This is a genomic window from Thalassococcus sp. BH17M4-6 (genome assembly GCF_049323015.1).
Classification (GTDB): Bacteria; Pseudomonadota; Alphaproteobacteria; order Rhodobacterales; family Rhodobacteraceae; genus Puniceibacterium.
In genome coordinates, this window is sequence record NZ_JBMPGU010000014.1 from 61,525 (window position 1) to 76,645 (window position 15,121).

The following is a 15,121-nucleotide window of genomic DNA, read 5'->3' on the forward strand; positions in this document are numbered from 1 at the left end:
CGGTCCCTTTCGATGCCGATTCAGATCCGGCCCAGCTTGGCCAGTTCGCGCGCGATGCCGTCGCGCAGGTCGATCTGCGCCACCTTGTCGGCCCCGCGCCTGCGGCTGGCCAGCAAAGCGTAGCGCAGGACATTGAGGATTGCACCGCCGGTGATCTCGTGCTCGGTGGCAAGCCGGTCCAGATCGACATCTTGCTCCAGCAGGTCGGTGCCGCCGAAGGCCTGCCGCCACAGGCGCTTGCGCTCTGCCACGCCGGGTTCGACAAACCGCACGACCGCCTGAAAGCGCCGCATGAAGGCCGCGTCGATATTGCCTTTGAGGTTGCTGGCCAGGATCACGACGCCGGCAAAGACCTCGATCCGCTGCAGGATGAACGCGACCTCCTGATTGGCATAGCGGTCGTTAGCGTGGCTCACGTCCGTGCGCTTGCCGAACAGCGCGTCGGCCTCGTCGAAGAACAGGATCCAGTCGCGCCCTTCGGCCTGATCGAAGACGGCCGAGAGGTTCTTTTCTGTCTCGCCCACCCATTTGGACACCACCTGCGCAAGGTCGATGCGGTAGACATCGCGCCCCGACCGCTGACCCAGCAGCGTCGCCGTCAGGGTCTTGCCGGTGCCCGAGGGGCCGGTGAACAGGCAGCGATAGCCGGGGCTGAAAAGTCGCGCGATATGCGGATCGGCCAGCAGGTCGTGGCGATGTTCGATCCAGGCCAGCACCTCGCTTACGTCGCGCAGGGTGCGGGGGGGGAGCACCAGATCGTCCCAATCCAGCCGGGTTGTGAGGCGCTGCGCGGGAAAGTCGGGGCCAAGCGCGATGGGCTGGGCGCGCCCGGTCAGGAAAAGCTCGGACCGGGCGGCAGGCACGCGCAGGCGTCCATGCGGTCCGGCGGGGCGCGGCGGTTCAAGCAACCCGTGCTCCAGCAGCGGCGCATCGGCGGCAAAGGTCGCAAAGGCCGCCAGCCTGCGCGCAAGATCGCCGCCCGACAGCAGGAGAAGCGCGGTATCGACCGTCGGCCGGAACGGCCCCGCAGGTTCGTGCACGCCGCCGAATTCGCTGAACGGCCGGTCGGTGGCGGGATTGCGGATCAGGAAGGGATCAAGGCTTTGCGGTTGCAGCTCGGGCGCCAAGGCCAGGATCAGCACAAGCCGTGCGTCCGTGGCAAGCTTCGCATCGCGGATCGCGCCGGCATAGGGTGACGGATCGTCGCCCGGATCGGGCGGCGGCAGGTCGGCAAGATCAAAGGGCGTGGCGTCGAAATAGCGGCGCAGCGCGGTGTCGATCACCACCGTCAGCCATTCAAAATCCTGCACCAGCAGAGAGGAGGTCATCGCCATTTCACATGCAGCGCCTCCTGCATCCAAGGCAGCTTGATCGGGGTGAGGATCCACGGCAGTTGGTCCAGCAGCACGTCAAAGGCTCTGGTCTCAATCGTCAGCAGCAGCGGCCCGTCGCGATCGGCCCGGGACAGAAGGCCCGGTCGCGCCAGAAAGGTCTCTTGCAGGCCCTGGGCCGAGGTGTTGATCAACGGCGGCCAGGCGGCGCAGACGGCGCGCAGCAGGCTGTCGATCAGGTCGGCCTCGTCTTCGCCAAGCGTGATCTCGTGCGGCACCGGCGCGTCGGTGGGCAGGCCGCAAAGCAGTTTGTTGAGTGGCAGAAGATGTTCGTCGGTCTGGGCCGCGTCCGTCACCAGCGCCTGCGTCAGATGCACGGCGCGCTGTTGTGCCGCCTCGCTGACAAAGGCCGCGCCCTCGGTCAGCGCCAGCCGTGCGCAGAGGGGCTCAATGAAAGGCCAAAGGATCACCAGCCCGGCGTTTTCGACCGGGATCGGATCCACGGCAAGATCGGCGGGCGGCGCGACGGGCCGGGGTTGGCGCGGTGGGGGCGTGGCCTTGGGGGCGATGGGTTTGGCTGGTTGCGCCGACCGGTTTGGTTTTGCCGCATCAGGCTCGGGGTTGGCGCCTGGCAGGGTGGCCAATACGGTTTTCAATGCGCTTTGACTGACAGTTGACTGCGTCAGGCTGGCGACGCGCCGCCGCAGGATCGGATCTGCGCGCGCCTCGGTCAGCAAGGCGACGACAGGCGGCGTGGGCGCGGGCAGGGCGGCGACGGCGCTTTGCAGCGTCAGCTGCATCGCGGGGCGCAGATCGCGGTCGGCTGGCGTGCCAAAGCGCAGCCAGAGCGCCAGGTCGCGCGGCAGGCCGGGCCAGGGTGCGGCGGGACTGGCCGCTTGCGAGGCGGGCAGGATCGGAGCGGGATGGTCCAGCATCTCGATCACCGGGTTCAGCCGTGTGGCCCAGTCGGGGCTTTGCCGGGCCTTGGCCGTCGCTTCGATAAGCAGTCTTGCGCGCACCTGCGGTTCGGAGCCGTTCGTCAGGTTGGCCAGACGCCGCACGGTCTGGCGCAGCTCTGCTGCGGCGGACGGGGGGCCTGTGTCGGCGGCCAGCACGTCGCGCAGGGCCTGCCGCACCAGCCCGGCCTGCGCGCGGTGGCTAAAGCCCGCGCCTAGATGCAGCAACGTCGCGGCAAAGCCGCCAAGGCCGGGCCGCGCCTGCGCAATCCAGTCGATCAGCAGTGTCGGCGGGACATGGGCAACCAGGCTGTCGGCAACCCGGTCGGGCGGGCCGGTCGCGGTGATTGCGCGGGTCAGCGCCGCCGCGTCGGTCGTCAGTAGTTCCGCGAACCACGCGCCCATGTCGCGGCGCGCCAGCCGCTCCTGCGCTTCGGGCCCCAGCGTTCCGGTCAGCAACCCGGCCAACAGCGCCACGCCATCTTCGATCGGATGCGGATTGGCCCCGGAGCGCGGGGGCAGTGGGGTGGTGCTGGACAGGTCGGCTGCACTGGCAGAAACAGCGCGGCCGTCGGAAGGGGCGGGCAGGTGATCGTGCTGACGGCCGTTTCCCGTTGCCACACGCTGACGGGGCATCGCGTCCTCGTCTGAGCGGGGTCCGCGGTCCGGGTCGGGATGGCGTTTGTGCGGCGGCGCGGCGCGGCCACCGCGTGCCACTGTCGGTCTGTGTGATGCCGCGTTTCCCAAGCCCGTCGCAGTGGGCTGGATGGTCGCCCCTGATCCGACCTGTTGCCCCGCGCTGTCGGCGTCCGGATCCTGCTTCGGCCGAGGCCCCGCCAGCGCCTCTTGCAATAGCGCGGGCCAGTCCGCGGGACGCGGCAGTTCGGCTTCGGCCGGGCGGGACAGCAGCAGGTCCAGCGTCGCGGCGATCAGGGCGGACTGGCCCTGTGGGCGGTGGCGCGCCGCTGTCCGGGCCGCCTTGCCCAGGTCGGGGCTGATGGCGGTCGTGACCTTGAGAAGGGTCGAAGGCCGGGCCTGCCACAGCAGTCGCTGGCGCATGGCGCGCTGGCCCCAGACCGCCCGCAACAGGTCCGCCGTCTGGCCCGGGGCAAGCTCCAGCGCCTCTTGCAGCAACTGGTTGAGCGATTTGGCCGGGCTGCGCCAGGACGCCAGCCCATGGGTGAGGTAATAGGACAGCGCATCGAGCGCCGCGGCGGCAGGGGTCGCGGGCGCGGCGTCTGCGCTCTGCTCGCGCCGGTGCACCTGCAGCCAAAGTGCCTCGCGCAGCGCGGCCTCGGCCCGGTCTTCGAAATCCGCGTCGGCCACCATGCCCAGATCGACGATGACGCGGCCCAGGTCGATATGCCTGTCGGCATCCAATCCGGCAAAGCAATCGTCAATGACCAGCGGCAGCCTGTGTCGGGCGAAATCCGACAGCCGGTCCTGCAGCAGGGCGGCATGCGGTTGGGTGGTCACCTCGACCTCGGTGCGGAAACGGCCCAGACGGTGCGCGGTCATCGGCGCCCCGCATCCTGTAAAAGCGCCAGCCGCCGCGCGTGCCTGCGCTCATGCAGCAGCCCGCGCACATAATAGCGCTGGATGAACAGCCTCAGCGGACGTGCGGCGCGGGTGACGGCCAGCTTTTGCGCGGGCGTCGGGTCGGGCGTCATCGCCAGCGGCCCGAGCGCGGCCATCCAATGCGCACGCAGATGGCGAAGCCGGTGCTGCTCACGGTGGGACCGGAGCCAGTAGCAGTCATGGGTCAGATGCGCGGGCATCTGCTCTGCGATGATGTCTTCCAGCAGGTTGACGTATTCGCGTCCGCCGGGATCGTGCGGATCGAGGTCGAGGAAGACCGACACCCGCTGCTGGCAGAAATCGAGCGGCACGAGGACCGGCGTCAGCAGCGCATCGACCGGGCACCTCCCGTCCACGATGTCCTGGCACAGGATCACCATTTCCCGGATCGCGGCCTTGGCGGCGTGATGCGAGGGAAAGCCCTCAAGCACCTCGGCGCTTTCGCCGGCCCCGGCGCGCAGGCGCACGCGTACGGTATAGCCGCCGCGCGGCGACCGGCTGTAGTTTTCGGGGTCGGCCCCCAGCCGGGCGATGCGCGCGGCAAGCTGCGGCCAGGCGGCGCGGTCGTCCGAAAGATCCAGCACAAGGGCGACCTGGAAGCGGTCGGTTGCCAGCCGCACGGCGCGGACCGGCGGATCGCGCTCGATGCGAAAGGTCTTGTCGATCTCGAGATACGGGATCAGATCGTGATCGGATTGCGGACGCAAGAGCAGGTGTTCGATCACCGCAAGGCGGCCGCGATGGCCGGTCTTGGCGCGCACTGCCTTTTCCATCTCGGTCACGGCCGGCATGGCTAGATTGACCCCGGTCCCGCGGCTATAGGTCAGCGGGCCGATCTGGCGCAGAAAGCTGCGTTTCTGCGCGGCGAGCTGTTCCTCGAACGGCTGGACGGGGCAGGGTCCGGGGTCTGGGGCTGGGATGCGGCGCAGGCGGCGGTCCGGGAACGGTTCGTTGAATCGCGCCAGAAAGGCGCTGAGCGTGCGGTTGATCCGAAGCTGCACCGGATCGCTTTCGGCGCGCAGATGGTTCAGGCCGGCCAGGTAGTCAGTGTACCATGTGTCCGGCCCCTTGCTGTCCGGCACCGTGCCCTTGCCCAAAACCTTCGCGATGTCGGGCGGCGCGCCGGGATCGGGCCGGTCCAGCACCAGCAGCGGCTGGGTGTAGTAGGTGCGGTCCTGTTCGGCAAAGGACAGCAGCACGCTGGTATGCTCAAGCTGCGCCAGGTAATCGGTCATCAACTGCTCGAAAAAAAGCAGATAGGCCTTGAGCTGCTTGCGCAGCCCGCTGCGGGCCGCCGCGTCGCCGATATCGCGCTGATAGGCCGAGACGACGTTCATCGGCGGGCCCTGTTCGGCCAGGTTGTAGACCCCCGGAAACAGGTGCTGGATCGACCGGTAGCGGCCCAGCTGCCGGTTCGGATTGCCCTGCGGCACACGCGTGTAGGCCAGATCGTCGGTCTTGGCTGTAGCATAGCCCGCGTGCCAGCGCGCCTGTTCCTGCAGGTGGTGCCATTGCGACAGCACCCGCTCAAGATTGGGTGACTGCGGCACGCCATCGCGAATGACCACGATGCTTTTCAGATCGCCGATGTCGCGCGACAGCACGTTGATGCTGGGCACCGGGTCGCCCGCCGGATCGACCGCGCGCAAGGCCGTGACCGGCACCACCTCGAGCCGTCCGACATCCCCCACTCCGGGGGTCTGCGCGATGGCGTCGAGGATCGCGTCGAAGCGGATGCTGGCGTCGAGCGGGGCAAGGCTGTCGTCGGCGATCCAGCCATGCGACAGGCGCGGGCCCTGAAAGATCGTCGTGGGCGGCACCCCCGCGGCCATGTCGGCACTGACCTCGCGCAGGACCGGGGCCGGGTTCATCCGGTTCTGGACCCGGTAAAGCAGGTGGGACAGCACCGTTTCGGTGGATTTGTCCGGCTCGACCGTGAGCGTGACCTTCAGCTTGTGCGGCACCTCGTGCACCATCGCGATGCGGGCGAAATCCTGGCCCAGGTTGCGGTTCGATTCGAGCAGGCGCTGCACCCTGCCCAGGAAATCCACATGGTCCGACTGCGGCGCGATGCTGGCGGGCCGGGTGTCGGGCGGCTGCGGATAGGCCTGCACGTAGACCCGCAGCAGCCCGTCGAACCCGGCGCTGTCCTTCGGGACCGGATCGAGCCAGAGGTTGCGCAGGCCGCGCACCTCGTCATAGGCCAGCTTGCGGAAATCCATCTCGGTCAGCGGCGCGTTGGTCAGCATCCGGTCGCCGGTGATCAGCGGCTGATCGCGCATCGGCACGCCCGTCACCTTGGCCGAGGAGGACAGGATATCGGCGACCGGATGATCGGTGCGGTAGGCCATGTCGGTCAGCCCGTAGCACAGCGCCTCGAGCATGGTGACGCCCGGATCGTGTTCGTTGTAATCGGTCCAGACGTCGTGCGACAGCTCTTGCGCCGCCTCGATGCCGTCCTTCAGGAGTTTGGCAAAGTTCAGCGTGACCCGGTCGGGCGGGCTGTCGGGGATGGTCAGCTGACGGTCCGGTTTCATGGGCGGATCAGCCCCAGAACGCCGTGATGTGATAGTAAAGCCGCGCCTCGCCGTTCTTGCCCAGGTCCGGCCCCTTCACCTCGAGCCGCCAGGTGCGGTTGGCCCTGAACCAGGACCCGCCTTCGCTCTTCCAGCGCAGCCGCAGGCCGTTGTGCTGGGCCGACACCATCTGGACGAAGCTTCGGATGAAATAACCGAGCGCGAGCCAGAATGCGCCAGAACTGACGAACGGCGTGTTGGCGATCTGCGACGGAAGGCCCTTGAGCGTTTCCCAGACGCCGTCTTCCGCTCCGGTCGGGAGTGCCTGCCAAAGGTCCGACACAACGCCCGAGGTCACGAGCGCGGCAAGGATCAACGCGCCCACGACCAGCGCGCCGAACCTTGCCGTCATCCGCGACGCGGTCGTCGTGGTCTGGCAGGACAAGCGCGGTTCGGCATCGAGCCCGGTCGCGGTCGCGGTGACGCGCACGACGGCGTTGGCGGGCGAGATATATCCGACCAGCCAGCGCAGCACGTCCCCCACGCCGCGCGTCTTGCGTTCCACAGGATAGGCGGTGGCCGCGGTCACCTCGAAGGCGGCGACGCGGCCGGGCATATCCATCAGCACCTTCCAGCGCCCGTCCGAGCCCACGCTTTGCAGGGTGTCCAGATCCAGATCGGGTGTCTCGGCGGCAAAGGCCTTGGCCCCTTCGACCCGGCCGATCCGGCCAAAGGCCCTGCTCCAGCCGTAAAGGTCGACGGTGGCCTGCGCAGCGGGCACCGCGTTGCCGTCATTGGGCGCAAAGTCGAGTTGTCCCGGACCGCCCAGCAGCAGATCCCAGCCGGCGCCATCGGGGCCGATCTGCACGTCGGTGCGGTGTTCCCAGGCGTCGATCTCGGCCTTGAGATCATCGAAGTCGGCGACATTGACCTTGGACAGGATCAGGTCGCGGAAGTTTGCGCCGGTGGGCAGCTTGCCGTCTTCAAAGAGCTTGATCAGTTGCGCATCGGTTGTCGTCATGGCTCAGTCCAGTTCTGAAGGCGCCGGAAGTGGCGTTTCTGGCAGCGGATAGGGGGTGATCGCCGCATCGGGCGGGGCGATCACGTCTTCGGGGTCGGTGGGGATGAAATCCTGCCCGATGGTCATGCCGCCGATGCCCAAGGGCGCGGGCAGCGTCGGTATCCGCGCCGGATGGGCGGTGAACGCGGCGATGTCGCTGGGCGGGGTCAGGTACAGATCGCGCCCGACGCGCAGCGTGCCGATACCATGGCGCGGCCCGAGAAAGGTGATGCCATGCGCCGCGTCCGGCACGAAGACCGACCAGGGGGACGCGCCGCGCAAAAGTGACCGCCGCCCGTGCAGCGTGGCGGAGCGCGCGGTGTCCTTCAGCCCGTAAAGCCGCTCGTTGCCGGTGCCGGTCTGCCGGTAGATCTGCACCACCGACAGCGACGCGATCAGCGCCACGTCGGGGATCTGTTCGATCCGGGCGCGCAAGGTCGACGGGTCCAGTCGGGCCTGCCCGATGGGCAGCGGCGCATCGGGATCGAAAAGCCACGGCGCGATCAGCCGGTGCACCGCCGCCTCGATCTGATGCAGCAGGGCGCTGGTGGCGGTGGGGGCCGGGGCGATCTGCGCCGTGACGCGCAGCGGCTCGTATGCGGGATTGCGCACCAGCGGCAGCGCCGCGCCCGCGCCATTCAGACCTTGCAGGAATTCGGCGATGGCGATCCGGACGTGCAGCGGCACGCGCTGCGGGATCAGCGCGGCGGTGTCGGGGCCGGGCGGGTCGCGCCGCGGTGTCACGATGACCTCGACCCGCCCCGGCGCGAGGTTCAGGCAGGTCACCTGCGCGATCTGCGGAAACGCCTCGAGCACCAGGCGGGTGTAGTCGCGCGCCACGATGGCCCGGCGCTTGTGGCTGAGCCGTTCGCTCACCCGCTGCTGAAAGCCGCGCCGGTCCTCGGCGGCGCGTCCGCCTTGTGTGGCGTAGGGTTGCAGGACCGCCTTGATCTGCGGCAGCGGATCTGCCAGCCGCTGAATCGCGCCCGCCGGTTCCGAGGGGATGCCTTTGGGCGGCGCGTCCGGGTCGATCCGGCGGGTCGCCGCCACCGCCTGCGGCAGGATCTGGCGCACCGTGCCATAGCGCTGCACGTCGCCCGCCAGCGTGAGGGCGATCCACGTCAGGCCGCCGGGATATTGCGGGCTGGGCTGCAGATCGGCGGGAAGGGCCAGCCGCACGATGCCACGGGTGACCAGCCCGTCGGTCTGGTCCATCTGCACCGCGTCGGGATCCAGCGGCACCCACCGCCTGCCGTTGAAATAATGCCAGCCCAGCGTCGGGCTGATCATGACATCGGCCTTGGTCCAGCTGCGCGCTACCAGATCGTCAATGTCGAAAAGCAGCGTCAGCGTCTCGGGCGGGTTGGCCTGGCGCAGTCCGATCTGCAACATGCCGTCGTAATCATAGCTGACGCCGATCATCCGTCCGTCCGGGCTGATCGTGGGGCCGCCCAGCGGGTTGATCTGATAGAGCCGGATCGGCGCCGCGCCTTGGCGCGGCAGATCGCTTGTTGCATGCGCGCGGTAGCTGGCGCTGATGCCCGCGACCTGCGGCAGCAGCGGCGGCGGGGGCGGTTCGGCAAGCTTGTCGCCCGAGGCCCAGAACCGCCAGGGGCTGCGTTCGGCCTTTTGCGCATTGTTGAGCGCGATCCTGGTGACCAGCGCGGGGTACATCGCCTGACCGAAGCCTTCGGGCGGGGACACCAGCACCACCCGCAGCGCGCCCGGACGCTGCGCCGCGCCGATGGCGGGGGGGGGCGCTTGGGGGGACGGCGGCACCCGCTGCACGGCATAGACCGACCGGGGGCTGACGCCGTTTTCCGGCAGTGGCAGGAGGGCGAACATCGGCAGCACCGCTCCGGCGGCGGGATCGCTGGCGCCCTGGCTCTGCAGCGGATGCCAGGCCGTGCCGTCGCTCCGGCTGATCGCGACGGTGAAGCTTTGCGCTGACAGATCGAGCCCGTAATCCTTGTAATGCTTGGCAAAGCTGTCGGGCGGCACGGGCAGGTCGGTCCAGTCCAGCGTCAGTTCCAGATCGGTCAGCGCGTCCTGTGTGAGCTCTGGCGCATCGAGGTAGAAGGCATCGCCGGGCAGGGGGATATCTCCGAACGGCGGAAAGGGTTTCGTGGGATCGATCGGCCCGAACGGCCCGGCGAGGCCCAGCGTCCGCAGCCCGTCAACCGCCACGTCGATGCGCGCCGCTGCGATCACGGCACCGACAAATGTGTCATAGCCATAGATCGGCGCGTCCGGATTCAGGGTGAGGCTCAGCAAGGGCGCAGCGTGACCCGCTGCGGCGGCGATGGCGGGCACCTCGGACGACAGCACGCCGGTTAGGATCAGGCGGTTTTCGGCGACCTGCGACAGATCGGCGGTCACGCCGGTCAGCGGTGTCGTGCCCGCCTCGCCCTGCAGAACCATGTCCCAGGCCCGCGCCAGATAGTTTCGTACGAGGGTGGGGCGGACCTTTGCCTTGCCCTTGCCGTGAAAGAAGTCGGCGACCTGATCGCGAAAGCCCTGGATCGCGCGGGTCAGCGTCCAGTCGTGGCCCGCGTCGAAGGTCAGGGTCAGGGTGATGCGCCGCGTGCCTTCGCTCAGCGCCAGAATCTCTGCCTCGAACGCCACACCCAGCCGGGCATTGGCGCGGTCGGCCTCGGTCTGCGGTCCGAAGGGGGGCCAGCCGGCCTCGCCCGGTGGAAAGGGCAGGCCGAACCCGTCGGCCGAGGCGGCATCGGGAAAGGCGCGGATCGCCGTCACGCGGGCGGGCTTGCCCCCGCTGCGGACCACCTGCACGGACCGCACCGCGCCGATCGTGATCCGGTTCAGCGTGACCTGCTCATCGGTCAGAAAAATCGTCGGATCGGGCACCGCCGCGCTGCCCGCCACCAGCCGTGTGCCCCGCGGCAGGATCACGTCGGCGCTGTCGGGGGCAAGGTCAAAGGCCACATGCGCGCGGTCGGGCTGCGCGGGCCGGGGATGCAACCGCAGAACGGTTTCATAATAGAACCGCAGGTGCCGTTCCGTCAGGGTGTTGAGGTCGGCCTGATTGCGCCGCAGCAGGTGCAGGAAGGCCAGGAAAAGCCCGGTTTGCGCCGGGTGGTCGTGCTTCTGGCTGAGCGAGGCGTCCAGATACCCGCGCGCGCGGTCGACGATCTGGCCCATCACGCGGTTGAGCAGACTGAAGAGCGTTCGGCGGTCGGAATAGTGCACCCGGCGATCGAACCACACGTCGGGCAGGGCCGCCTTGTGGCTGCGCTCCAGCCCGGGGCGTTCGCACTCGGGAAGGGTGCGGGCAAGTTCGTTTTCCGACGCGCGTTTCAGCGTGCCGTAAAGCGCAGCCTCGATGCTGCCCTCGGGGGCCACCACCGCCAGTTCCTCGGCCCGGCGGGTCCAGTCGGCCAGCAGGCTGACGTAGGTCTGGATCGCCTTTTCTATGGTGCCGGGGTTGTTCAGCCCCTCGCTGTAGGCGCGTTGCGGATCGTGCACGCTGATCCGCGCCAGAAGGAAGCTGACGTCGTTGTGAAAGAACGCGGCCCAGGGTGCGGGCTGGCCCTTCTGGGCCGGGACGGCGGCGTTTTGGGCATCGAAATAGGTCAGCAGCCCGGCAAAGCCCACGGCCCAGTGGGCCAGATCGGCGGTACTGCGGTCATCCAGACGGTAGAAATCCGGATCGAGCGCGGGCATCCAGCGCCCGGCCTGCCACAGCGTGCCCGCCGGTGGGGGATCGGGCGCGGCGCTCATGTCAGAAGCGGCCCGGTGCCGCTGTGGTCGCTGACGTTCGTGCCCTCCTGAAGGTAGAAGGGAAAGACCATGTTGCTGCGCGAATTCACCAGCGGCACGTAATAGCTCAGCGTGATCATCAGCACCCCGTCGGGTGCGCGCGCGGTGTCGATCTCGACGCTTTCGACCTTGATGCGCGGCTCGAAGAACAGCACCGCATCCTCGATCTGGCTGCGGAATTCGCCCAGCGAAGTCTCGTCCGTTGGGTCGAAGACCTGCGCAAAGAGTCCCACACCATAGCCCGGGCGCATGATCCGTTCGCCGCGCGCGGTCGACATCAGCACGCGCAGGCTTTGCTGGATGTCGGTGTCATTGGCCACCATGGCGACCTGCCCGACCGGCTGGCCCGACAGGCCCGTGCCCAGATCGAACCGGGGCGGAAAACCCCAGCCGCGTCCCAGAAAATCCGGAGCCTTGCGTTCCACGTCCCTTACCCTCCGATCATCACGGTGGGCGCGCCCAGCACGATGCTGCCGCCATGCGCGGTGGTGTCGCCCATGCGCGCGGCGGGCCTGCCGCCGATCATCACCGTGGCCGATCCCTTGACCACGCTGTCGGGCGGTCCGACGCAGGTCAGCATGTCACCCACGACCGACGCGGGCAACTTGACGATCAGCACGTTGGGCACGCCGGGGCCGATGATCGGCCCGCCCACATGCGGCACCGGCGGCACGCCGGGCGTGACCATCGGGCAGGTATGCATGTCGGTCAGTCTCGCGGCTGGGGGCATGGGGCGGCTCCTTTCAGTTGATCATCACCATGGCGGCCTGCACCTTGGCCTCGGCCCCGGCAGAAAGTTCGGCGCTGGCCCCGCCCTTGACCTTGGCCGCGACATCGCCGTTGAGCGTGGCGTTCAGCCCCTTGATCCCCACGTCCGCCGGGCTTTCGACGGTGACGCCGCCTGTGCCCTTGATGCTGACCTTGCCGGTGGCGGTGATCGACACGTCCTTGGGCGACGACATCTTGATCCCGCTTTCCGACAACTCGACGCTGTTGCCGGTGCTGTCCTTGAGGGTGATCGATTTTCCCTCGTCCGACAGGGTCACGACCTGTCCGCCGGGCGTTTCGACCTGAAAGCTCTTCTTGTCGTCGTCAAAGCTCATCTTGATCTGCGACTTGGTGACCACCGCCTTGACGCTGTTCTTTTCAACCGGGGTGATGGGCGGGGGCCGGGCGCTGGAATGCAGCGCGCCCAGCACGACACCCGCGTCGGGATCGCCGCCCAGAAAGCCCAGCACCACCTCGTCGCCGACCTCGGGCAGGAATTCGACCCCACATTTTTCACTGGCATAGGGCGCGGCCAGCCGGACCCAGACCCCCTCGGCCCCGTCCTTTTGCAGCGGCATGTTGACCTGGATGCGAAATTCCTTGCCCGGATCCTCGTGGGTCTTGAGCACCTTGGCGATCTGCAGCCCCTCGACCCCGGGTTTGAGCGCCGCGGCGCTGGCGGCGGTCACGTCGCGGTGGCTGTCTGCGAACCAGTCGCGGTGCAGGCCCAGCGTCGCTTCGGTTTCCCAGTCGCCCGCCTCGAGCGTGTGGCGCACGCCCGACACATAGCCCGCGCCGTTGAACCGCGCGCCAAGGCCCGCAAGATCCAGCAGGGTGCCCGGCTTCACCCCGGCATTGCCCTGAAATCCGACCTCGCCGCGGATGCGCGCCAGCCGCGATTTCAGCATCTGCGCATCCGCCCATTGCCTGAGCGCATCCTGATCCAGCGCCGCATCGGTCTGCAGCGCCAACGACACGCCCAGCACGTCCGACAGGGTTTTGCCGCTCAGGTTGCCCTGTTTGTTCACCGACGGCTCTGACGCCGCGGCCTCGAGCTTTTTCTGATCCTTGGGCGCCCAGGCATCGGCGGTCACGGCGCTAAGCTGCTGGGTCGCGTCCAGTTCCAGGTTCAGCGTAGCGATGGTATCGCCGAATTCGGCGCGCAGCGTGGGGCTGTCCATGGACGGTTTGGCGATGCTGACCTTGCCGCCCGCGACGTTGACGACCATGCCGTTCGCCTCGGCCCGGGAAAGGATGAAATCCCACGCGCTGGACGCACTCTGGACCTGCTGCGCCACCTTGGCCGACGTTGCGGCCACATCCGACGTGAGGCCCGCGTCGGTGATTATCTTGGCCATCACGTCGCTGTCCTTGGCATCGTGAAACTGCGCCGACACCCGCGCCAGCGCCAGTTTCGCGGCCTTGTCGCCGCAGTTGAGCACCAGTTCGGTGCCGCCTTCGGCATCCATGCGAATGGTCTGGCCCAGGATGACGCCCTTGAAGACCGATGCGTTCTTGGAATGATAGCCCAGCTTGATCTCGATCTCCTGCCCCGGAACAAAGACCGAGGACGCGCTTTGCGGAAAATCCTCGGCCGCGGGGCTGCCGTCGTCGATGGCGACGCGCGCCCGCGGCAACCGGTTCAGCGCCAGGTCGACGTCGATATGCTTCACGATGGTCGCGTCGGGCGCGGCCTTGCCCCCGATCAGAAGCTCGTAGGTGACAAGATCGGCATCTGCGGATCGAACGGACTGGACCATCAGCTTTCCTTGACTGGCGGGCACCGCAGGCGGTCGCCCGCCTGCAGATGCATGATGTTGTTGAGGTCGTTGGCGCGCGCCACGTTGATATAAAGATCGGGCCGGTCGTAGACACGGTTGGTGATCAGCGGCAGCGTCGCCCCGTCAAAGACGGTTTCGGCATGGGTCAGATCGGCGGATTTCTTGTCGGCCTTGCGCGCCAGATCCTGCGGCGTCTGGTGTTCGCGCAAGGTGACCGACAGCTTGGCCCGCAGCGGTTTGCCCGAGGGATTGAACAGCTGGTATTCGACCTTGAGGTCGGTCAGCACGCATTTGAACGCCAGCCCGCCCCACAGCATCTTGAGGTAATAGGGGCTGTGGATCGACCCGTGATAGTCATAGGCGACATCGCGGAACTTCTTGATCTCGGTCGCGACGTCCCTGATCCCGGCGATGACACCGGTTGCGTCGAGGATGAAGTCGAATGTGACGGTCTGCGGCGACAGGGTGCGGAATTTCTGGATCGTGCCCGCCGTATCGCTGCCCCGCGCGCGGGAAAACAGGCTTTGCGACACGTGGTTGTAGGTCTGCGGGTTCACTTGCAGGCTGTATTCGCCGACCTTGGTGTGCAGTTCCTTGTCGCTGAACCCCAGAATGCGAACCTTGTTGAGCATGACCGCCCCCTAGCGCCCGGACCGGCGGTCCAGCGCGGTGCGGATCATCTGTTCGCATTCGGCCATGATCTGGTGGCGCAGGTCGGCCAGATGATCGCCCAGCTCGTCGCTGTCGCGATCAAAGGCGCGGGCGGCGTCGGGGCGGGGGTCCTCGACCACGCGGGCCTGCAACACGATCTCGCGGATTTCGACGGGCATGGTGTGATCCTTTCAGGGCGGCGGGCCGCGGTGTCAGGCAAAAAAGCCTTCGGGGCCCAGTTGACGCTCCAGCTTGCGTTCGATGCGCTGGAACGACAGTTCAATGGTTTCGATCAGCACGGCGTTTTCCTTGGCGTCGAAATTGCCCACCTGCCATTTCACCGGCCAGGCCCGGACCACCGACCAGCCGATGACCGGCTTTTGTTTCTGATCCAGCAGCGCAACGGTCAGGTCCTTGACCTGGATGCGCGACGCCAGATCGGATTCCAGCGTGGTCTTGCACCAATCGAAAAGCGGCGATGCGGTCAGCACCATGCCGCGCTTGAGCACGAGGTTCTGCTGTTTGACCTGGCCCGGCACGCGATGGACAAAGCGGTTTTCGCCACCCTCGGGCACATCTTCCAGGGTGCGTTCGGCGGTCAGGCCGCTGACCTCCTGAAAGGCGCTGTCGACACCGGCGCGATTGCCCGCGATGCGGACCGAAAACGCGAAGGCGACGGGCGGGTAATAGTTGGCCATGG

11 protein-coding genes are annotated in these 15,121 nt (G+C 67.7%); all 11 read right to left on the reverse strand.

Features of this window, described 5'->3' with window-relative positions; translation table 11 throughout:
- Nucleotides 1-20: 20 nt before the first annotated feature.
- From ACOXXX_RS17720 to ACOXXX_RS17770, 11 genes are read right to left on the reverse strand one after another with little or no spacing between them, the layout of a single operon-like run.
- Nucleotides 21-1,328, reverse strand: a complete 1,308-nt coding sequence (locus tag ACOXXX_RS17720; RefSeq protein ID WP_422827940.1) for an ATP-binding protein — start codon at nt 1,326-1,328, stop codon at nt 21-23.
- Nucleotides 1,325-3,805, reverse strand: a complete 2,481-nt coding sequence (locus ACOXXX_RS17725) for a contractile injection system tape measure protein (protein WP_422827941.1) — start codon at nt 3,803-3,805, stop codon at nt 1,325-1,327. Before ACOXXX_RS17725 ends, ACOXXX_RS17720 begins: the two co-directional genes overlap by 4 nt.
- Nucleotides 3,802-6,402, reverse strand: a complete 2,601-nt coding sequence (locus ACOXXX_RS17730) for a hypothetical protein (RefSeq protein ID WP_422827942.1) — start codon at nt 6,400-6,402, stop codon at nt 3,802-3,804. Before ACOXXX_RS17730 ends, ACOXXX_RS17725 begins: the two co-directional genes overlap by 4 nt.
- Before the next feature lie 7 nt (nt 6,403-6,409).
- The gene (locus ACOXXX_RS17735; RefSeq protein ID WP_422827943.1) at nt 6,410-7,402 is read right to left on the reverse strand and encodes a hypothetical protein; all 993 of its coding nucleotides are present in this window, start codon (nt 7,400-7,402) and stop codon (nt 6,410-6,412) included.
- A 3-nt stretch (nt 7,403-7,405) separates the two neighbouring features.
- Complete coding sequence (locus tag ACOXXX_RS17740) at nt 7,406-11,182, reverse strand: baseplate J/gp47 family protein (RefSeq protein ID WP_422827944.1); 3,777 nt, start codon at nt 11,180-11,182, stop codon at nt 7,406-7,408.
- Nucleotides 11,179-11,646: a GPW/gp25 family protein gene (locus ACOXXX_RS17745; RefSeq protein ID WP_422827945.1), complete on the reverse strand. Its 468-nt coding sequence runs from the start codon at nt 11,644-11,646 to the stop codon at nt 11,179-11,181. The genes ACOXXX_RS17740 and ACOXXX_RS17745 overlap by 4 nt, the downstream gene beginning before the upstream one ends.
- A gap of 5 nt (nt 11,647-11,651) precedes the next feature.
- Nucleotides 11,652-11,951 carry a PAAR domain-containing protein gene (locus ACOXXX_RS17750; protein ID WP_422827946.1) on the reverse strand — a complete coding sequence of 100 codons (300 nt, stop codon included), beginning with the start codon at nt 11,949-11,951 and terminating at the stop codon, nt 11,652-11,654.
- A 13-nt stretch (nt 11,952-11,964) separates the two neighbouring features.
- The gene (vgrG, locus tag ACOXXX_RS17755) at nt 11,965-13,749 is read right to left on the reverse strand and encodes a type VI secretion system tip protein VgrG (RefSeq protein ID WP_422827947.1); all 1,785 of its coding nucleotides are present in this window, start codon (nt 13,747-13,749) and stop codon (nt 11,965-11,967) included.
- Nucleotides 13,749-14,402, reverse strand: a complete 654-nt coding sequence (locus tag ACOXXX_RS17760) for a hypothetical protein (protein WP_422827948.1) — start codon at nt 14,400-14,402, stop codon at nt 13,749-13,751. The genes vgrG and ACOXXX_RS17760 overlap by 1 nt, the downstream gene beginning before the upstream one ends.
- A gap of 9 nt (nt 14,403-14,411) precedes the next feature.
- Entirely contained in the window at nt 14,412-14,600 is a 189-nt protein-coding gene (locus ACOXXX_RS17765) for a DUF5908 family protein (protein WP_422827949.1), read from the reverse strand.
- A gap of 33 nt (nt 14,601-14,633) precedes the next feature.
- Complete coding sequence (locus ACOXXX_RS17770; RefSeq protein WP_422827950.1) at nt 14,634-15,119, reverse strand: phage tail protein; 486 nt, start codon at nt 15,117-15,119, stop codon at nt 14,634-14,636.
- Nucleotides 15,120-15,121: the final 2 nt, after the last annotated feature.

Excerpts from the sequence above, each read along its gene's own strand:
- ACOXXX_RS17765 (WP_422827949.1), bottom strand. The coding sequence starts at position 14,600 with ATGCCCGTCGAAATCCGCGAGATCGTGTTGCAGGCCCGCGTGGTCGAG.
- ACOXXX_RS17735 (WP_422827943.1), bottom strand. The coding sequence starts at position 7,402 with ATGACGACAACCGATGCGCAACTGATCAAGCTCTTTGAAGACGGCAAG.
- ACOXXX_RS17750 (WP_422827946.1), bottom strand. The coding sequence starts at position 11,951 with ATGCCCCCAGCCGCGAGACTGACCGACATGCATACCTGCCCGATGGTC.
- vgrG (WP_422827947.1), bottom strand. The coding sequence starts at position 13,749 with ATGGTCCAGTCCGTTCGATCCGCAGATGCCGATCTTGTCACCTACGAG.
- ACOXXX_RS17725 (WP_422827941.1), bottom strand. The coding sequence starts at position 3,805 with ATGACCGCGCACCGTCTGGGCCGTTTCCGCACCGAGGTCGAGGTGACC.
- ACOXXX_RS17720 (WP_422827940.1), bottom strand. The coding sequence starts at position 1,328 with ATGACCTCCTCTCTGCTGGTGCAGGATTTTGAATGGCTGACGGTGGTG.
- ACOXXX_RS17730 (WP_422827942.1), bottom strand. The coding sequence starts at position 6,402 with ATGAAACCGGACCGTCAGCTGACCATCCCCGACAGCCCGCCCGACCGG.
- ACOXXX_RS17760 (WP_422827948.1), bottom strand. The coding sequence starts at position 14,402 with ATGCTCAACAAGGTTCGCATTCTGGGGTTCAGCGACAAGGAACTGCAC.
- ACOXXX_RS17740 (WP_422827944.1), bottom strand. The coding sequence starts at position 11,182 with ATGAGCGCCGCGCCCGATCCCCCACCGGCGGGCACGCTGTGGCAGGCC.
- ACOXXX_RS17770 (WP_422827950.1), bottom strand. The coding sequence starts at position 15,119 with ATGGCCAACTATTACCCGCCCGTCGCCTTCGCGTTTTCGGTCCGCATC.